Consider the following 17,713-nt stretch of genomic DNA (forward strand, 5'->3'; position numbering starts at 1 on the left):
GAGCTCGCGCCGGCTATCAACGACCGAAGGCCGAAATCATGAAACGCTTTGCCGGCTGGCTTCTGGCATCACCCGCGACGCTCCTCGTCGTCCTGTTCCTGGTGCTGCCGGTAATTGCGACGATCGTCACAACCTTCACCACGCCCAACGGCCCTTTCGCCACTTATCAGGCCTTCTTCAATAGCGGCCTGCGCCGCACGGTGCTGCTGCGCACCATCTGGATATCGCTGGCCGTCACCGCCATCTCCCTCGTGATCGGCTTCGTCGCGGCCTATGTCGTCAGCAGGACGCCAGGCTGGCTCAAGTCCATTCTCATCATCGCGGCCGTGTTTCCGCTGCTGACCGGCGTCGTCGTGCGCTCCTTCGCCTGGCTCATCATCCTGGGCAAGAACGGCATCCTCAACGGCTTCCTCGTCTGGATCGGCGCCATCTCCGAGCCGCTTTCGATGCTCTACACCCCCGGCGCGGTCATCGCCGCCATGGTCTACCTCTTCACGCCGCTCATGATCCTGACCCTTGTCGGAGTGCTCGAATCCATCCCCGACGACCTGCTTCAGGCCTCCGCATCGCTGGGCGCCAAGCCCACGGCCACCTTCTCGCAGGTGGTGCTGCCGCTGGCCGTTCCCGGTCTCATCGTCGGCGCCGTCCTCGTCTTCACCGGCAGCTTCACCTCCTACGCCACCCCGCAATTGCTCGGCGGCGAGAGCGTGATGATGATGGGTACGCTCATGTACCAGCAGGCCATGGTCGTCTTCGATTGGGTCAGCGCCTCCACCATTGCCGCCGTCATGGTGGTCATCACCATCGCCATCGTGGCGCTGATGACGCGCCTTGCCCGCCGCCTCAACCCCATGGCCGTCTGATGACCCAGAAGCTTCACCCGGCTCTGATTGCCTTCACCGCTCTGGTCTTCGTCTTCCTCGTTGGCCCGCTGGTGATCGTCGTGGGCGCCGCGCTCAGCGACACCACCTACCTCACCTTCCCGCCCCAGGGCCTTTCGCTGCGCTGGTTCGAGAACATCTTCGCCATTGATGCCTTCCGCCGCACGATCCTGACGAGCCTGCAGATCGGCTTCCTCGCCACTTTCATCGCCCTCGTCATCGGCATTCCGGCCGCCTATGCGCTCAACCGCTACCGTATCGCGCTGCCCGGCTGGCTGTCGACGCTTTTCGTGCTCCCGGTGCTGGTGCCCGAACTGGTGTTGGGCTTCTCGCTTCTCAAGAACCTTGCTACCCAGATGCACGCGCCCATCTTCATCTCGCTCGTGCTCGGCCACTCGCTGCTCGTGCTGCCCTATGTGGTGCGCGTCATCAGCGCTTCGCTCGCCTCGTTCGACTTTTCGGTCGAGGAGGCCGCGGTGAGCCTGGGCTCGTCGCCGCTCAAGACGTTCTTCACCATCCTCCTGCCCAACGTGCGCTCGGGCGTCATCGCCGCCTTCATCCTGGCGTTCATCACCTCGATCAATGACGTCTCGATCTCGATCTTCCTGACAGGCCCGGGCCTGTCCACTCTGCCCATCCAGCTTCTCGCGCACATGGAGCAGTTCTTCGATCCCACCGTTGCCTCGGTTTCCGTGCTGCTCATGGTGCTCACCGTCGCTGTCATGGCGATCGTCGAGCGCACCCTGGGCCTGACCTTCCTTGCCAAATAGAGCCGCCCCGTGACCAAAGCCCTTTCCATCCAGTCGATCACCGCCCACTACGGCACGACCAAGGTGCTTGAGGATCTCTCGCTCGAAGTGGGGGAGGGGGAGCTCGTCTCTCTGCTCGGCGCCTCCGGCTGCGGCAAGACCACCACGCTCCGCCTCGTCGCCGGCTTTCTCGAACCGACCTCGGGCAAGATCGAACTCGGCGGGCGGGACCTCACGCGTCTCCCCGCCCACAAGCGCGACATCGGCCTCGTCTTCCAGAATTACGCGCTCTTTCCCCACATGAGCGTCGCGGACAATGTCGGCTTCGGCCTCAAGCAACGCGGCATTGCCGGCGACGCCAAGGCCAAGCGCGTCTCGGCCATGCTCGAGCGCGTTGGCCTTGCCCACCTTGCCGACCGTCTGCCCGGTGCGCTTTCCGGGGGCCAGAAGCAGCGCGTCGCGCTCGCCCGCGCCCTCGTCATCGAACCGCCCCTGCTCATGTTCGATGAGCCGCTGTCCAATCTCGATGCCAAGCTGCGCGTCGACATGCGGGTGGAAATCCGCCAGCTGCAGCGCGCCAACGGCACCACCTCGGTCTACGTGACCCACGACCAGGAAGAGGCCTTCTCGATTTCCGATCGCGTCGCCATCATGAATGCCGGCCGCATCATGCAGCTCGATACGCCCGAGACGCTCTACCAGCGCCCCGCCAACGCCTTCGTCGCCCGCTTCGTCGGCTTTGAAAACCTCATCGCCATGAAGGTGGTCGCCCGCGACGGCACAGCGGTCGCCGCCGAGGCCGCAGGCGGCGCTCGCCTTGTGCTCTCCCAGGAGGATTTCGGAGCGATCCCCGATAGCTTCATCCTTGCCTGCCGTGCCGATGGTCTCGCCGTCACAGATGATGCCTCGGCCCAGGGCATTCCGGCCGAACTGGGCCTGCGCACCTATCTCGGTCGCGCCTACCAGTACCAGTGCGCCACTTCCGCCGGGGCCCTCATCGCCAACAGTCCGCTGACCCGGCCGCTCGAGCCCGGGGGCAAGGCGAGCCTCGTGCCTGTCCCCGAGCAGTGCACGATCCTCCAGCCCGAATGACCATCCTTCTCACCAACGCCTGGCTGCTCACCATCGATGCGGCCATGAATGTCCACGAGAACGGCTGGCTCCGGATCGAGGGCGATACCATCACCGCCCTCGGCTCGGACGCGCCGCCCGAAGTGCCCGGCGCCCAGGTCATCGATTGCCAGGGCGACTTCGTCATGCCCGGCATGGTCAACACTCATTGCCACATGGGCATGACGGTGTTCCGCGGTCTGGGCGAGGACGTCGATGATCGGCTCTACCGCTACATCCTGCCGCTCGAACGCAAGTTCGTGGATCGGCAGATGGTCCGGGCCGGCACCGCGCTTTCCGCGCTCGAGATGATCCAGGGCGGCGTCACCACCGTCGCCGACATGTATTACTTCGAGACCGAGGTCGGTCGCGTCGCGGCGGCGTCCGGCCTGCGTGCCATCGTCGGCCAGACGCTGGCCGATTTCGACCCGCCCGACCACAAGAGCTTCGAAGAAGGCTTTGCGCTCATCGAGGAACTGGTGGCCGAGTTTGCCGGCCACCCGCTTGTGACGCCCTCCATCGCCCCGCACGCCCCCTATTCGACCGGCCTCGCCGTCATGGAACGCGTGGCGCGCTGGTCCGCCGATCATCCCGGCGTGCCCGTCCAGATGCACCTGGCCGAAAGCGACCTCGAGGTCAAATGGGCCCGCGACACCCACCAGACCTCGACAGTCGAAGTCACGCGCCAGGCGGGTCTGCTCAAACCCGGCCTGATCTGCGCCCACTGCCTGCAGCTCGATGACGCCGACATCGCCCTCATGGCAGAGGCCAGGGTCTGCGTCGCCACCAATCCGCGCTCGAACGGCAAGGCCGGACGCGGCATCGCGCCTGTCGAGAAGCTGCGCGCCGCCGGGCTACCCGTCGGCATCGGCAGCGATGGAGCGATGAGCGGCAACACGCTCGACCTCTTCTCCCAGTTCGCCCCCGTTTCTATGTTCGCCAAGCTCCTGGCCGGCTCGCGCAAGCCGCTGCCGGCTTCGAGTGTCATTCGCATGGCGACCATCGAGGGCGCCCGGGTGCTCGGGTTATCCGAAAAGATCGGCTCGCTCGAAGTCGGCAAGCAGGCCGATCTCATCCGCATCAGCCTTGCCGCCCCGCGGCTGCACCCGATCTATGATCCCTATTCCGCCCTGGTCTTTGCCGCCATGCCGACGGATGTGACCGACGCCATGGTCGCCGGCCGCTGGCTGATGCGCGACCGGTCGGTGGAAACGCTCGAACCGGCCAGGGTCGTGGCGGACGCGATGCAGGTTGCCGCCACGTTCAAGGCGGAAATGCGCGAAATCGATGGGGGAGCGCGATGAATCCGGTCGTGATCGACACCGATCCCGGGCTCGACGATGCCGTGGCGATCCTTTTCGCCCTGGCCTCAGGCCGTTTCGATATCCTGGGCATCACCACCGTTGCCGGCAATCTGGGCATCGATGTCACCACCCGTAATGCCGGCCGGCTGCTAGCCCTCCTGGGGCGTCCTGACATTCCGGTTGCTGCCGGAGCCACGGCGCCCCTCGACCGCCCGGGCATCGATGAGGCCGCCATCCACGGCGATGACGGTCTGGGCGGCACGCGCCTGCCCGAGCCACGCCAGCGGGCGCTTCCCGATGCCGTGACCTGGCTCGAAGAGACGCTCGTGGCCCATCCGGCTGGCGGCGTCGATATCCTGGCGCTTGGTCCCCTCACCAATATTGCCGCCCTCATCCGTCGCTCGCCCGAGGCGGCGCGGCGCATCGGCCGTATCATCGCCATGGGTGGCGCGGTCACCGAGCGGGGCAATGTCGGCCCGCGCTCCGAATTCAACTTCGCCTACGATCCGGAAGCTGCCGAAATCGTCTTCGCTTTCGGCCTCGACCTGACCATCGTGCCGCTCGACGTGACCCGCAAGGTCCGTGCCGATGCCGCCTATCTCGAACGCCTGCGTGCCGGCCCGATCGCCGCCCGTGCCGCCGGCGATCTCATCGCCGCCTACTTCCAGGACGGCCGCCAGAGCCGCCCGCTGCACGATCCGTGTGTCATGCTCTATGCTGTCGCGCCCGAACTCTTCGGCATCGACAAGCTCGCCATCGGCATAGATCTCGCCGACGATCCCGGTGCCCTCGAAGAGGTTGGAAGCGGCGCCCCGCTCAAGGTGGCCCTGGCCATCGATGCGGAAGCGGCCAAGGATCTCCTGGCCACGGGTCTCCTCAACGAGCCGGCCTAGCTCCGGGCCAGCTCCTGCTCGACGAGGGCGGTCCAGAACCGCGCGCCCGTCAGGATCGCCTCGTCGTTGAAGTCGTAGCGCGAATTGTGGTGCAGCGCCCCGTCCACTGCCGGGCCGTTGCCGAGCCAGACGTAGGCCCCGGGCACCTGCGCGCTGAAATCGGCGAAATCGTCGCCGGCTGTCGAGGGCGGAAAGTCCGTGACCACCGGGCGTGACCCGGTCGCCGCCTGCGCTGCCCGCAGTGCGCGTGCCGTCACATCGGCATCGTTGACCACGGGCGGGATCCTGCGCAGGAAACTGTACTCCGCCGCAATGCCGAAGGTCGCCGCCACGCCATGGGCGATCTTGCCGATCTCGGCCTCGATCTGATCGCGAACCTGCGGACTATAGGCGCGGGCGGTGCCGCCGATCCGCACCTGGTCGGGAATGACGTTGAGCGCCTTGAAATCGCCCGCCGCCAGCGCACAGGCGCTGATCACGACCGGTTGCAGCGGATCGACCACCCGCGCGGCAATGGTGTGGACCGCCACGAGAAAGTGCCCGGCGGCTGTGACCGCGTCCCGCCCAAGGTGCGGCTTGGCGCCATGCGTACCTACGCCCGTGAAGGTGACTTCCCAGGAATCTGATGAGGCGAGTTGCGGCCCCGCCACCACTGCCATCTCGTCGGTTGCCAGCCCCGGCATGTTGTGGAGCCCATAGACCGCGTCGACCGGAAAGCGTTCGAAGAACCCATCGCGGATCATGGCCCGGGCGCCGCCGCGTCCTTCCTCTGCCGGCTGGAAGACGAAATGCACCGTGCCCGAAAAACTCTTCTCGCGCGCCAGGTGCCGCGCCGCCGCCAGCAGCATGACCGTATGCCCGTCGTGCCCGCAGGCATGCATGACGTTGGGGACTTCGGACTTATAGGGGCGCTCCGCCAGTTCGGGCATGGCCAGCGCGTCCATGTCCGCGCGCAGCGCGATGGTGCGCGATCCGTCCCCGATCTTCAGTGTGCCGACCACCCCTGTCTTGCCCAGTCCGCGGTGAACTGAGATGCCTGCTTCCTCGAGCAGCCGGGCCACGATGGCGCTGGTGCGCTCCTCCTCGAACCCCAGTTCCGGATGGGTGTGCAGATCCCGACGCAGGGCCGTCATCATTTCGATTTCGAAGGGGTCGTTGTCGCCCGAGTGCATTGGCGGTCGTGCTCGTCGCGTTTAAAGAGGGGCGGACCATCGGCCATCTGCCCGGTTGCTTCAAGGAGAAGTTTGAGTGCCCATGTTGCCGCACACGTTCTGGCAGGAGATCGTACCGGAAGGAACCTATGATCGCGATCCCCCCGGCGGCTTCTCGGAGGGCTATCCCGCCCAAATGCCCGATGGGCGGCAACTGCTCCTGCCGATCCGCGTGCTGCCCGGCGATGGCTCGCGCGCGGTTGCTTCCCTGATCGTCAACCAGGCCAGCTTCGCCGTCGAGGATGCCCTGGCCGCCGCCATGACCGATCTGCTCTTGCCCTACGCGCCCGACGTGATCGTCGGCGTTCCGACGCTCGGCCTGCCGCTCGCCAACAACGTTGCTCGCCGCCTCGGGCACGCGCGCTCGGTCGCGCTCGGCACGTCGCGTAAGTTCTGGTACCGCGACGACCTGGCAGAACCGCTCAGTTCGATCACCAGCCCCTCGGCCGGCAAATCCATTTTCCTGGATCCGCGCATGCTGCCCCTGCTCGAGAACCGCCGCGTCGCTGTCATCGACGATGTCCTGAGTACCGGCTCTTCGATGAGCGCTGTGCTGCGCCTGCTGGCCAAGGCGGGGATCGAACCTGTCGCCATCGCCGCCGCCATGCTCCAAAGCGAGCGCTGGCACGCGCCGCTGGCGCCATGGGTCGGGCGAATTGTCGCACCCCTGGTCTCGCCAATCCTGGCGGCCACCGGCAGCGGCACGTGGCGCCCGTTGGTCTAGCGTTGTTCCCGTCGTTGCAGAGTCTATCGCTCACGCCTCTCACGCATTGGTGATCGGCAAATGAATCGAGCAGTATTGTCACTTCGATATTTGTGAATCGACTCGCGTTCGCTCTGAATCAATTGCGCGATGATTCAGTGCGATTCATTTGCCTTTTCTAAAAGTCAATTACAGCGTTAGCTAGAATTGTATCGTCCCTAGTAGTGTTCCGGTGAGCAAGTCGGGGTGAATAGCGTTGTGGTAAGAGTAAGTTAAGCGGTCTGTGGGAGCAATATTGTCGTAGCCTGCCTAGTGTGGGCGTACGTACGTCAAAACCAGCAGGCGGGGGCTCGCATGGCGGAGGCGGTTGGATTTCGTAAGTAGATGTCCGAGCGCATTCCGATCTGAGTAAGTAGAATGCGCCGACAGTTTAGTTCTGTTTCCGGTCATTGCCATGACTGAAGAACGATATTTTACGCTCATTTTGAACGGTGACGCGGGCATCAAGAACGCCCAGGACCTGGTCGCCGGCTTGCGCGACGCGCTTGGACAGCATGACACGGTCGGCATCGACACCCAGGCCGTGACGGCGGCGGACGTGACGACCGTCCAGTCGCTCATCGCGGCACGCAAGAAGGCCGATGCCGCGGGCAAGTCGCTCTTCCTTCTCGCTCCGCTCGCCACCCCGATCGAGCGCGTGCTCACCACCGCCGGGTTCTGCACCCCGTCGGACGTCGCCGACGACTTCTGGACCCCTGCAGATCAGCCAAAGGGAAACTGGGCATGAGCAAGACCATTCTGACCATCGACGATTCCGCATCCATCCGGCAGATGGTCGCCATGACCCTTTCGTCGGCCGGCCTGAACGTGATCGAGGCCGCAAATGGCGCCGAAGGCTACGACAAGGCCATCGCCCAGCACGTCGATGCGGTGATCACCGACCTCAACATGCCGGTGCTCAACGGCATCGAGTTTATCCGCAAATATCGCCAGCACCCCGCCAGCAAGGGCGTGCCGATCGTGCTGCTCACCACCGAATCCGACGATGACCTCAAGCGTCAGGCCAAGGAAGCCGGCGCCACCGGCTGGATCGTCAAGCCCTTCAAGCAGGACCAGCTGCTTGCGGTGATAAAAAAGGTCACGGGAGCATGACCCTTTCCGACCCCGCCGAGACCTTCCGCCAGGAGGCACGCGAGCTGCTTGAACAGCTTGAGAGCAACCTGCTCGACCTTGAGCAGAACCCGGGCAATTCCGACCTCATCAACTCCACGTTCCGCGCCCTCCATACCGTCAAGGGTTCGGGTGCCATGTTCGGTTTCACGGCCGTGGCCGAATTCGTCCACGAGTTCGAAACCGCCTTCGATCGCGTCCGCAAGGGTGAGACCGAGGCGACCCCGGCGCTCATCGGCATCGCCCTCGATGCCAAGGACCACATCCACCGCCTCATCGAGAGCCCGCAGGCCGGGGCAGCGGGCGGCGAAGCCATTCTTTCGGCCCTGCGCGTCATTGTCGGTGGAGGGGAGGGGGCCGCGCCGGTCGTCGCGTCGATGGCTCCCGCCGAAGCCGGGCCTGTTGAAGTCGGCAGGTGGCGTCTCACCTTCTACCTGCCCTCTGACGCCCTGGTCTACGGCACCAATCCGCTCCTGCTGCTCGACGAGTTGGCCGAGATCGGCCCATCGACCATCACCGCGCTGACCGACCGCATCCCGGACCTCGACGTCATCGAGGCCGAAACGCCCTATGTCGGCTGGCAGGTCGACATCACCGCTCCCGATCCGACGAGCGCCATCGACGACGTCTTCCTCTTCCTGCGCGACGGCATGGAACTGACGCTCGAGCCGCTCGCCGACGCCGCGGCAGAAGAGCCCGCGCCTGTCGAGCAGCCTCAGGCTGCGCCCGTCGCCGAGGCCCCCGCGGCAGCACCCCAGGCCCCGAAGAAACCCGCCGAAAAGTCCGAGGCGCCCGAGCGCGCCGCCACGTCCTCCCTGCGCGTGCCGGCCGAGCGGCTGGACGAGCTGATGGATCGCGTCGGCGAACTGGTCATCGCCCAGGCCCGCCTGAGCCAGATCGCGGCCCAGAGCTCCGATCTCAACCTCAAGGCGGTCGCCGAGGAGCTCGAACGCCTGTCTTCCGGCTTGCGCGACACCACCATGGGTATCCGCATGGTGCCGATCGGCTCGCTCTTCAGTCGCTTCCGTCGTCTCGTCCACGATCTGTCCCATGACCTCGGCAAGCCGATCGAGTTCATCACGGCGGGCGAGGACACCGAACTGGACAAGACCATGATCGAGCGCCTTGCCGATCCGCTCGTCCACCTCATCCGCAATGCCGTCGATCATGGCCTCGAAAGCGGCGAGCGGCGCCTGGCGACCGGCAAACCCGAAAAGGGCACGGTGCGTCTGTCGGCCGTCTATTCGGGCGCCGAAGTGGCCATTTCGGTCACCGACGACGGGGCAGGGCTCGATGCCGCGCGCATCCGCGCCAAGGCCGAGGAAAACGGCCTCATCACCCCAGAGACCAAGCTCACCGATGCCGAGCTCTACCACCTCATTTTCGCCCCCGGCTTTTCGACCGCCAAGGAGGTGACCTCGCTTTCGGGCCGCGGCGTCGGCATGGACGTGGTCAAGCGCACCATCGACGGGCTGCGCGGCACTATCGATCTGACCTCGCGCCCCGGCGAGGGCACGACCCTCACGTTGCGTCTGCCGCTCACCCTCGCCATCATCGATGGCATGCTGGTGCGCGTGGGGGACGGCCGCTACACCATTCCGCTGGCCGCGGTCGAAGAGTGCGTGGAACTTCCCGAGGGCATCCAGGCAGCCGCGCGCGGCCGCAACTTCCTCGATATCCGCGGCGCCCTCGTGCCTTACCTGCGCCTGCGCGAGGTCTTCGGTACGCGCGAGCCCGCCGAGCCGCACCAGAAGGTGGTCATCGTCTCCTCTACCGAAGGCAGGGTGGGATTGGTGGTCGACCAGATCATCGGCAACAACCAGACCGTCATCAAGCAGCTCTCCAAGCTGCATTCGGACATCAAGTCCTTCTCGGGCGCCACCATCCTGGGTGACGGCTCGGTGGCGCTGATCCTGGATACCGCCCATCTCGTGGCCGCCGGCCAGGGCTATGTCGACCGCAACCTGGGGAGGGCGGCATGAGCGCACCTGCCGACACCTCGATGACGGCGCTGACCATCCGCCTCCAGGACGAGCTGTTCGCCGTCGAGGCCGGACGGGTCCGTGAAATCCTCGATCTCGTCCCCTTCACCCACGTTCCCAACGCCCCGGCCTTTGTCGGCGGGCTCATCAACGTGCGTGGGCGCGTGGTGCCGCTGGCCGACCTGCGGGTCGTCTTCGGCATGGATCGTCCTGAGCCCGACGAGGACACCCGCATCGTGGTGATGGAAGTCGATATCGACGGCGAACCCACCATTGCCGGCATCCTCGCCGACAAGGTCCATGACGTGACCGACATCGAGACCGCCTCGATCGAGGAGACGCCCAAGGTGGGCATGCGCTGGCGGCCCGAGCTCATCAAGGGCATCGGCAAACGCAATGGCGACTTCATCATCATTCCCGACATGGAACGGATTTTCGAAACTCCGGGCGGCAGAACTCCGCTCGCGGCAGCATCAGAAGAAAGGCCTGCATCGTGAGACTTACCATCAAGACCAAGCTGACGGCGGTGTTCACCACCGTGGTGGCCCTGTCGGGGGTCAGCATGTTCATGGCGATCCAGAATTTGGGGACTATCAACGACTCCATGAGCTCGATCGTCAACGGCCCCGTTGACCGCTCCCTGCGGCTCAAGGACATGCAGTTCGACCTGGCCACGATCTCGGGCGACATGCGCGCCATGATCATCAGCACCGATGCCGCCGAAATGGCCAAGATGCGGCGCGAGATCGACGCCAAGCTCACCGACATCCAGGCCAATGCCTCCGACCTCGACGGCAAGTTCTCGGTCGCCGAATCCAACACCGACATGAAGACGATCGTGGATTCCCTGGGCGACTACCGCGCCGCCCTGACCCGCGTTCAGGACGAGGCCGTCAAGAACACCGATACCGAGGCCTTCGCCCTAACCACCACCAAGGGCAGCGCTGCCGTCACCGCGCTCGAAAAGTCCCTTGCGGCCCTGCGCCAGGCGGTGGCCAATCGCGTCAGCGCCGGCGATGCGGCGGCCTTTGGCGCCTACCAGGCAACGACCGACCTCTTCCTCAGCGCCAGCGACGTCTTCCGGCAGCACCGCAACGTGCTCCTGGCCTCCTCCGATCCGGCCAAGCAGGACGAGTGGTTCAAGGATTTCCAGGGCGTCATCGATGAGTTCCAGCCGACGTTCGAGCGTCTGGGCCGCCTGATCGCGCCTGCCGAGATGGGCCTGTTCAACCAGGTGCGCACCGACTTCGCCGCCATGGTCGAGGCTATGAACGCCGGCAACGCCCTGGCCATCCAGCGCTCGGGTTACACCAGCAACGTCCTCAACGCCACCGAAGCGGCCCCGCTGCGCCAGCACATCGTCGAACTGGTCGACGCGATCGTCGAGCGCAACGATGTCGTTCTGCGTGAAGCAACCGAGCATGCCAATGCCGTCTACGAGAGCAGCCGCATGCTTCTCATCGCATTGCTGGTCGGCTCCGCACTGATCGCCCTGGTCGCCGCGCTCTGGATCGTCATCTCGATCTCGCGCGCCCTTTCCAGCGCCGTGCGCCTTGCCGGCGAAGTCGCTGCGGGCAACCTGAGCGCCTCGGTCGCCGTCAAGAGCGACGACGAGGTGGGCGACCTGGTCAAGGCCCTCAACGCCATGACGCGCAAGTTGCGTGAAGTGGTTGCTGAAGTTACCGCCGCCACCCGCAACGTAGCGGCCGGTAGCCAGGAAATGTCGGCCACGGCCGAGCAGTTGAGCCAGGGTGCCACCGAGCAGGCGTCCTCGACCGAAGAGGCTTCCGCCTCGATGGAAGAAATGGCGGCCACCATCAAGCAGTCGGCCGACAACGCCACCCAGACCGAAAAGATCGCGCGCCAGTCCGCCGCCGACGCCATCGCCTCCGGCGACGCCGTCAACAACGCGGTCAACGCCATGCAGACCATCGCCGAAAAGATCATGGTCGTGCAGGAGATCGCCCGCCAGACCGATCTGCTCGCCCTCAACGCCGCGGTCGAGGCTGCCCGCGCCGGCGAGCATGGTCGGGGTTTCGCGGTCGTCGCTTCCGAGGTGCGCAAGCTTGCCGAGCGCTCCCAGGCTGCCGCAGCCGAGATATCGACTCTCTCGGGCACCACGGTCAAGGCCGCCCAGTCGGCTGGTGAAATGCTGGCCAAGCTCGTGCCCGATATCCAGCGGACCGCTGAACTGGTCGAGGAAATCTCGGCCGGCAGCCGCGAGCAGAATGCCGGTGCGACCCAGATCAACACCGCCATCCAGCAGCTCGACAAGGTGACCCAGCAGAACACCTCGGCTGCCGAAGAGATGTCGGCGACCTCCGAGGAGCTGGCCAGCCAGGCCGAGCAGCTCCAGGCCGCCATCAGCTACTTCCGCACCGACGGTTCGGCCGTTGCTCCGGCGGCGAACGAAGCCCGCCAGGCTCCCAAGGCCGATCTCAAGGAAGCCATCCTTGCCGGGGCGCCGCACATGACCGCCCCGCGCAAGCCCGCTCCCAAGGCCAAGGCCTCCTCCGGCGGCGGCTTTGATCTCGACCTCGATGACGGCCGCGACGAACTCGACAACGAGTTCACCCGCCGCGGCGCAGCCTGAGGGGACCACGGCCATGGCTGAACAGGCCCAGTACGTCACCATCGGTGTCGCGAACGAATTGTTCGCGGCTCCGGTCGCCAAGGTCCAGGAAATCCTGGACATGCAGGTCATCGCCCGCCTTCCACGTGCGCCCGACCACCTGCTCGGCATCATCGATGTACGCGGGGAGGGGGTGCCGGTGCTCGATCTGCGCCTCACCCTCGGGCTGCCTGCGGCAACGGACACCGAGAATACGCGCATCGTCGTGCTTGCCGTTACCGGCCCGGCCGGCGAAATGCGGGTTGGCCTGCGCGCCGACAGGGTCTTCGAGGTGACGGTTCTCGATAGCGACGCTCTCGATCCGCCCCCGGCCATCGGCCAGGCCTGGAGCGGGCATTGCGTCCAGGGCATCGGCCGCCGCAATGGCCGCTTCGTCACGGTGCTCGATCTGGATCGCCTGCTCGGCGACGCCGCGAGCGCCGCCACCATCGCTGCCTGAGGCCGGCGTTTCCCCGCTTACCGCCCGGAGTATATCCCTTGCCACCGTTCGCCCGCACCGCCGTTCGGCTCGACGACGATGATGACGATCACCTCTCGGTGCACGATTTCCAGCGCATCGCCAGCCTGATCGGCAAGGAAGTCGGCATCAAGCTGCCGCCCACCAAGCGCCTGATGGTGGAAGGGCGCCTGCGCAAGCGCATTCGCGTGCTCGGCCTGTCGAGCTTTGACCGCTATGGAGACCTGCTCTTCCGCAGCGACGGCGGACTCGAGGCCGAACTGCCCTTCCTCATCAACGCGGTCACCACCAACAAGACCGACTTCTTCCGCGAACCCGAGCACTTCGAGTGCATGGAAAAGGTGCTGGTGCCCAAATTGCTTGAGGCGCGCCGGAGCGAGCGCAAACCCTTGCTCAAGGTGTGGAGCGCGGCAAGCTCCACCGGTGCCGAGGCCTATTCCATCGCCATGCTGCTGGCCGACATGGTCGCCCAGCAGCGCGATTTCCGCTTCGCGGTCCTGGGCACCGACATATCGAGCGACGTGCTCGATCAGGGGCGCCGGGCCGTCTATCCGGCCGACCAGGTCGTGCCGGTTCCTCCTGCCATGCATTCGCGCTACATCATGCATGCCCGTCGCCCGGGCCTGCGTCCGGAGGTCCGCATCGTGCCCGAGCTGCGCCGTCTCGTGCGCTTCGAACGGCTCAATCTGATGGACGCCGCCTATCCCTTCGACAAGGATGTGGACATCATCTTCCTGCGCAACGTGCTCATCTATTTCGAGAAGCAGGACCAGGCCGCCGTCGTCACCCGCCTCGTCAACCACCTGCGCCCCGGCGGTTATCTTTTGCTTGGTCATTCCGAGTCCATGATCGGGACCTCGGTCACCATGCGGCAGGTCGCGCCTGCCGTCTTCCAGCGCGTTTGAGTAGTGTCATGAGCCAAAAGATCCGCGTTCTCATCGTCGACGACAGTGCGTCGGTGCGGATGGCCCTCAGCGAGATCATCGCCGCCGACCCCGATCTGGAAGTCATGGCCACCGCCGCCGACCCCTATGTGGCCGCCGAGCGCATTCGCCAGGAAGTCCCCGATGTGATCTTCCTCGATATCGAGCTGCCGCGTATGGATGGCCTGACCTTCCTGCGCAAGATCATGGCCCAGAGGCCCATCCCGGTCGTCATCTGCTCGAGCCTCGCCCAGGCTGGCTCGGAAACGCTCATGCAGGCCCTCGAGGCCGGCGCGGTGGACGTGGTGAGCAAGCCGCGCGTCGATACGGCCCATTTCCTTCAGGAATCGCGCATGCGCATCTGCGACGCCGCCAAGGCCGCCGCCCATGCCAAGCTGCGCGGGGTGCGCAAGGCCGCGCCCGCCCTCGCCATCGAGGCCAAACTGACGGCCGATGCCGTGCTGCCGGCGGTGTCCGAAACGCGTCGGACTTCCCTCATGGCGCGCCTTCCCGTCACCGAACCCATCGTGGCGATCGGCGCCTCGACCGGCGGTACCGAAGCCCTGCGCGAAGTTCTCGAAGCCCTCCCGGCGGCGAGCCCTGCCATCGTGATCGTCCAGCACATGCCCGAAAAGTTCACCGCGGCCTTCGCGCGGCGCCTCGATGCGAGCTGCGCTGTGTCGGTGCGCGAAGCCCAGGATGGCGATGCCGTGGTTGCGGGCAGCGTGCTCATCGCCCCCGGCAACCAGCATATGCAGCTTGTCCGCAACGGCTCGCTCTATTCGGTCAAGATCGTGGATGGACCGCATGTGTCCAGGCACCGTCCCTCGGTGGACGTGCTCTTCCGCTCCACCGCTCAGACCGCCGGCCGCAATGCCATGGGCATCCTGCTCACCGGCATGGGCGACGACGGCGCGCGCGGGCTGCTCGAGATGAAGCAGTTCGGCAGCCCGACCATTGCCCAGGACGAAGAGACCTCGGTGGTCTTCGGAATGCCCAAGGAAGCGATTCAGCGAGGCGCGGCCGGCAAGGTCGTGCCGCTCGGACGTGTCGCTCAGGAAATCATAGGCTTTGCCCGCAGCGCCCCGCAGCGGATCGGAGGCGCAGCATGAACCAGCCCCTTCCCGGCGTCCTCGACGTCCAAACCCGTTCCCAGCCCGCCGCAGCGACGGTTCGCCGCTTGGCTGCGGACCTCGAGCCGCCCCGCCGGCAGATCGAGACGGCATTCGTCGCCGTCGGCTCGCGCCTGACCGACGGCGCCGCCATGCTCGGCGCTCTCACCAAGGTTTTCGAAGCCCTGCCCGAGATACTCGAGGGTCCCCAGGTCCAGGAGGCCAGCGCCCATCTCGGGGCCGTCAGCGGCAAGGCTCGCGAGCTCTCCGATACCTTCGCCCGCGAAAAGGCCGATCTCGATCGCCTCGTCGAGGTGGTGGCCGCCGCCAACGCGCCCGTCGCCGACCTTTACCGGACCGTCAAGATGATGGGGATCGTGGCCATCAATGCCGGCGTCACCGCTGCCGGCATCCTTGTGGATGGCGACGAATTCGACGTCTTCACCAACGATATCGCCGGCCTTTCCGACAGTGCCGGCCGCACCATCCAGGAATTTGCCCAGGTCTACCGGCAACTCACCGCCGAGGTCGAGCGCGCCGTCGAGCAGCGCGCCCATTTCGAGCGCACCCATGCCCACACCCTGGAGTCGCTCGCCGACAGCCTCTCGCGCACCTTGGAGGCGCTCGATGAGCAGCGCCAGGGTGCGCTCGCGGGCAGCGCCGAGACCGGTCGTGTGTCGCGTCAGATCGTGGGCCGGATCGGCAGTGCCGTCATGGCGCTCCAGGTCGGCGATGCCACCCGGCAGCGGCTTGAGCATATCGAGGCGGCGCTGGACGCCCTGGCCGACCTCGTCGAGGGCGGAACTGCCGCCGGCCATGTCGTGCCCGCCGGGTGCACCGGCGATGCGGTTGCCGCTCTTGCCGCGCTCGAACAGGCCCAGTTGCGTCAGTCCGCCGAAATCTTTGCCGCCGAAGTGGATGAGGCCGAGGCTTCCCTCAAGGCTCTGGCCAGCGATGCTGGCATGATCATGGCGCACAGCCGCGAGATTTACGGCGACACCACGCCCGGCAAGCCGTCGGCCCTCGCAAGTCTGAGCGGGCAGTTGCGCGCCGCCGTGGCGGTCCTGCGTGATTGCGAAGCCGAGCGCGGCAAGCTCGAACGCGTCGCCCATGCCGTCCAGGGCACTGTCAAGGTGCTGCTCGGCCACGTCGAGGCCGTGCAGGAAATCGAGGCCAACATGCGCCTCGTCAGTCTAAACGCCGCCGTGCGCTGCGCCCAACTGGGGCCGCGCGGTGCGCCGCTGACGGTCATCGCCATGCAGCTGCGCGAGCTGACCACTCAGACCGTCGTTGCGGCGCAGGACGCCATGTCCCGGCTCGACCAATCCTCCGAACTCGCCAGCGCGTTCGGAGCCGCCGCCACGGGCGATGCCGCCGGCCAGATCGGCCGGCTCGAACAGCAGGCCAATCTCGCTCTCACGCTTCTGGCCGATCTCGACAAGCGCCTCGCCTTGGCGCTCCAGAGCCTCAATGCCGATGGCCCGCGCGTCATCCGCGAGCTCGAGGCCGCCGCAGCCGGCATCGTCGGCCAGGCCGATATCGCCGAAGTCATGCAGGACATCGCCATGCAGGTAGCTGCCCTTTCGAGCGTGGCGCCGCCGTCCTCGCCCGATCCGGCGCTGGTCGCCGTTCTCGAATGGCTGCGTGCTCAGTACACCATGGAGGCCGAGCGTCAGGTCCACTCCTCGCTCTTCGGCCCCAGGCCCGGCGCCGCAAGCCCGGCGGCCGAAGCCGAGGATGCCGGTCTCGACGACTTCATGCTCTAGCGCTCAATGCTGGACGGCCCCGTCCAGCTCCATCACCGCGATCAGCCGCTCGAAGCCATCCTCGGTGCCCAGCTTGCGCGTCGCGGGGTCGGAGCCATCGAGGAAAGCGGCCTGCTCGGTGAAGGTCATCCGCGTCTCCTTCCCGCGCGCCCGGAACTCGATGGTGACCAGCGAGGTCGAGATGCTCGCGCCCTCGAGAGTCATCTCGTAGGCGTAGACGATCCGCGCCGCCGGGACGATCTCGAAGTAATGCGCGCGAAAGCCCAGCTTGCGCGCGTCCGGCATGCGCCAGAGCGCCATCTCCTCCCCACCGCGCCTGAAGTCGAACCGCCCGTCGAGTTCGGTCCAATCCACGTGGCAGGAATTCCATTGGCGCTTGAGCTCCGCTTCCGACCAGAACCGGAAGGCATGGCGCGGGCTGCCGGGCAGGTCGCGCGCGATAGTGAATGTGGTGTGGCTCACCGCTTCGTTCATGGCTGGTCCTCTTCGTCTTCCGGCAATGCCGCCATCGCCGCCGCCAGGCGGTCGAAGCCGCGGTTGAGGGCGTTTTCGCGCTGCTTCACCCACGCGCCGATCGGGTCGAGCGCGCCCGGTTCCATCCGGTAGGTTCGCACCCGCCCCACCTTTTCGGAGGCGACCACCCCGCCTTCCTCGAGCACCCGCAGGTGCTTGAGCGCCGAAGGCAGGGCCATGGCCAGCGGCTCGGCCAGTTCCTTGACCGATGCCGGCCCGGCGCTGAGCCGCTCCACCATGCTGCGGCGCTGCGGATCGGCCAGGGCCAGGAACATGCGGTCGAGATGCTGGGGTGCCTGCAAGAACG

General features: G+C 66.2%; 18 protein-coding genes. 15 read left to right on the top strand and 3 right to left on the bottom strand.

What is annotated here, in order from left to right:
* The first annotated feature begins 38 nt into the window (after nucleotides 1-38).
* The 5 genes from FNA67_RS03210 to FNA67_RS03230 are packed head-to-tail and all read left to right on the top strand — an operon-like array spanning nucleotide 39 to nucleotide 4,937.
* Nucleotides 39-863, top strand: coding sequence for an ABC transporter permease (locus FNA67_RS03210; RefSeq protein WP_049707684.1), 825 nt, complete (start codon nucleotides 39-41; stop codon nucleotides 861-863).
* Nucleotides 863-1,651, top strand: coding sequence for an ABC transporter permease (locus FNA67_RS03215; RefSeq protein WP_174851668.1), 789 nt, complete (start codon nucleotides 863-865; stop codon nucleotides 1,649-1,651). Before FNA67_RS03210 ends, FNA67_RS03215 begins: the two co-directional genes overlap by 1 nt.
* Nucleotides 1,652-1,660: 9 nt before the next feature.
* Nucleotides 1,661-2,722, top strand: coding sequence for an ABC transporter ATP-binding protein (locus FNA67_RS03220; protein WP_147655056.1), 1,062 nt, complete (start codon nucleotides 1,661-1,663; stop codon nucleotides 2,720-2,722).
* Nucleotides 2,719-4,044 (top strand): amidohydrolase family protein, encoded by a 1,326-nt coding sequence (locus FNA67_RS03225; protein ID WP_147655057.1) that lies wholly within the window; start codon nucleotides 2,719-2,721, stop codon nucleotides 4,042-4,044. The genes FNA67_RS03220 and FNA67_RS03225 overlap by 4 nt, the downstream gene beginning before the upstream one ends.
* Nucleotides 4,041-4,937 (top strand): nucleoside hydrolase, encoded by an 897-nt coding sequence (locus FNA67_RS03230; protein WP_147655058.1) that lies wholly within the window; start codon nucleotides 4,041-4,043, stop codon nucleotides 4,935-4,937. Before FNA67_RS03225 ends, FNA67_RS03230 begins: the two co-directional genes overlap by 4 nt.
* Here the strand turns inward: FNA67_RS03230 and FNA67_RS03235 are convergent.
* A complete protein-coding gene (locus FNA67_RS03235; RefSeq protein WP_147655059.1) occupies nucleotides 4,934-6,109 on the bottom strand; it encodes a M20 aminoacylase family protein in 1,176 nt (391 codons plus the stop codon). The two genes, FNA67_RS03230 and FNA67_RS03235, sit on opposite strands and share 4 nt — an antisense overlap.
* 82 nt (nucleotides 6,110-6,191) lie before the next feature.
* Here FNA67_RS03235 and FNA67_RS03240 point away from each other — a divergent pair, with 82 nt between their 5' ends.
* The 10 genes from FNA67_RS03240 to FNA67_RS03285 all read left to right on the top strand — a co-directional run bounded on the left by FNA67_RS03240 (nucleotide 6,192) and on the right by FNA67_RS03285 (nucleotide 16,893).
* Nucleotides 6,192-6,872, top strand: coding sequence for a phosphoribosyltransferase (locus FNA67_RS03240; RefSeq protein ID WP_147658129.1), 681 nt, complete (start codon nucleotides 6,192-6,194; stop codon nucleotides 6,870-6,872).
* A 433-nt stretch (nucleotides 6,873-7,305) separates the two neighbouring features.
* Nucleotides 7,306-7,638 carry an STAS domain-containing protein gene (locus tag FNA67_RS03245; RefSeq protein WP_147655060.1) on the top strand — a complete coding sequence of 111 codons (333 nt, stop codon included), beginning with the start codon at nucleotides 7,306-7,308 and terminating at the stop codon, nucleotides 7,636-7,638.
* A complete protein-coding gene (locus FNA67_RS03250; RefSeq protein ID WP_147655061.1) occupies nucleotides 7,635-8,003 on the top strand; it encodes a response regulator in 369 nt (122 codons plus the stop codon). Before FNA67_RS03245 ends, FNA67_RS03250 begins: the two co-directional genes overlap by 4 nt.
* Complete coding sequence (locus tag FNA67_RS03255) at nucleotides 8,000-10,003, top strand: chemotaxis protein CheA (RefSeq protein WP_147655062.1); 2,004 nt, start codon at nucleotides 8,000-8,002, stop codon at nucleotides 10,001-10,003. The genes FNA67_RS03250 and FNA67_RS03255 overlap by 4 nt, the downstream gene beginning before the upstream one ends.
* Nucleotides 10,000-10,500, top strand: coding sequence for a chemotaxis protein CheW (locus FNA67_RS03260; RefSeq protein ID WP_049707693.1), 501 nt, complete (start codon nucleotides 10,000-10,002; stop codon nucleotides 10,498-10,500). The genes FNA67_RS03255 and FNA67_RS03260 overlap by 4 nt, the downstream gene beginning before the upstream one ends.
* Nucleotides 10,497-12,596, top strand: a complete 2,100-nt coding sequence (locus tag FNA67_RS03265) for a HAMP domain-containing methyl-accepting chemotaxis protein (protein ID WP_053168188.1) — start codon at nucleotides 10,497-10,499, stop codon at nucleotides 12,594-12,596. The genes FNA67_RS03260 and FNA67_RS03265 overlap by 4 nt, the downstream gene beginning before the upstream one ends.
* A 13-nt stretch (nucleotides 12,597-12,609) precedes the next feature.
* On the top strand, nucleotides 12,610-13,074 hold the full coding sequence (locus FNA67_RS03270) for a chemotaxis protein CheW (RefSeq protein WP_049707694.1): 465 nt from the start codon (nucleotides 12,610-12,612) through the stop codon (nucleotides 13,072-13,074).
* Nucleotides 13,075-13,112: 38 nt separating this feature from the next.
* A complete protein-coding gene (locus FNA67_RS03275; RefSeq protein WP_147655063.1) occupies nucleotides 13,113-13,997 on the top strand; it encodes a CheR family methyltransferase in 885 nt (294 codons plus the stop codon).
* An 8-nt stretch (nucleotides 13,998-14,005) separates the two neighbouring features.
* Nucleotides 14,006-15,127: a protein-glutamate methylesterase/protein-glutamine glutaminase gene (locus FNA67_RS03280; RefSeq protein WP_147655064.1), complete on the top strand. Its 1,122-nt coding sequence runs from the start codon at nucleotides 14,006-14,008 to the stop codon at nucleotides 15,125-15,127.
* The gene (locus FNA67_RS03285; protein ID WP_147655065.1) at nucleotides 15,124-16,893 is read left to right on the top strand and encodes a hypothetical protein; all 1,770 of its coding nucleotides are present in this window, start codon (nucleotides 15,124-15,126) and stop codon (nucleotides 16,891-16,893) included. The genes FNA67_RS03280 and FNA67_RS03285 overlap by 4 nt, the downstream gene beginning before the upstream one ends.
* Nucleotides 16,894-16,896: 3 nt before the next feature.
* Here the strand turns inward: FNA67_RS03285 and FNA67_RS03290 are convergent, their stop codons facing one another.
* Entirely contained in the window at nucleotides 16,897-17,367 is a 471-nt protein-coding gene (locus tag FNA67_RS03290) for an SRPBCC domain-containing protein (protein ID WP_049707698.1), read from the bottom strand.
* Nucleotides 17,364-17,681: an ArsR/SmtB family transcription factor gene (locus tag FNA67_RS03295; RefSeq protein ID WP_049708300.1), complete on the bottom strand. Its 318-nt coding sequence runs from the start codon at nucleotides 17,679-17,681 to the stop codon at nucleotides 17,364-17,366. The genes FNA67_RS03290 and FNA67_RS03295 overlap by 4 nt, the downstream gene beginning before the upstream one ends.
* Between the last annotated feature and the right edge of the window lie 32 nt (nucleotides 17,682-17,713).

Source organism: Youhaiella tibetensis, assembly GCF_008000755.1.
In the GTDB taxonomy this organism is placed as follows: Bacteria; Pseudomonadota; Alphaproteobacteria; order Rhizobiales; family Devosiaceae; genus Paradevosia; species Paradevosia tibetensis.

Coding starts and splice junctions, on each gene's coding strand:
- FNA67_RS03270 (WP_049707694.1), top strand. CDS start 12,610: ATGGCTGAACAGGCCCAGTACGTCACCATCGGTGTCGCGAACGAATTG.
- FNA67_RS03235 (WP_147655059.1), bottom strand. CDS start 6,109: ATGCACTCGGGCGACAACGACCCCTTCGAAATCGAAATGATGACGGCC.
- FNA67_RS03255 (WP_147655062.1), top strand. CDS start 8,000: ATGACCCTTTCCGACCCCGCCGAGACCTTCCGCCAGGAGGCACGCGAG.
- FNA67_RS03260 (WP_049707693.1), top strand. CDS start 10,000: ATGAGCGCACCTGCCGACACCTCGATGACGGCGCTGACCATCCGCCTC.
- FNA67_RS03290 (WP_049707698.1), bottom strand. CDS start 17,367: ATGAACGAAGCGGTGAGCCACACCACATTCACTATCGCGCGCGACCTG.
- FNA67_RS03245 (WP_147655060.1), top strand. CDS start 7,306: ATGACTGAAGAACGATATTTTACGCTCATTTTGAACGGTGACGCGGGC.
- FNA67_RS03280 (WP_147655064.1), top strand. CDS start 14,006: ATGAGCCAAAAGATCCGCGTTCTCATCGTCGACGACAGTGCGTCGGTG.
- FNA67_RS03225 (WP_147655057.1), top strand. CDS start 2,719: ATGACCATCCTTCTCACCAACGCCTGGCTGCTCACCATCGATGCGGCC.
- FNA67_RS03240 (WP_147658129.1), top strand. CDS start 6,192: ATGTTGCCGCACACGTTCTGGCAGGAGATCGTACCGGAAGGAACCTAT.
- FNA67_RS03215 (WP_174851668.1), top strand. CDS start 863: ATGACCCAGAAGCTTCACCCGGCTCTGATTGCCTTCACCGCTCTGGTC.
- FNA67_RS03295 (WP_049708300.1), bottom strand. CDS start 17,681: ATGTTCCTGGCCCTGGCCGATCCGCAGCGCCGCAGCATGGTGGAGCGG.
- FNA67_RS03285 (WP_147655065.1), top strand. CDS start 15,124: ATGAACCAGCCCCTTCCCGGCGTCCTCGACGTCCAAACCCGTTCCCAG.
- FNA67_RS03230 (WP_147655058.1), top strand. CDS start 4,041: ATGAATCCGGTCGTGATCGACACCGATCCCGGGCTCGACGATGCCGTG.
- FNA67_RS03210 (WP_049707684.1), top strand. CDS start 39: ATGAAACGCTTTGCCGGCTGGCTTCTGGCATCACCCGCGACGCTCCTC.
- FNA67_RS03250 (WP_147655061.1), top strand. CDS start 7,635: ATGAGCAAGACCATTCTGACCATCGACGATTCCGCATCCATCCGGCAG.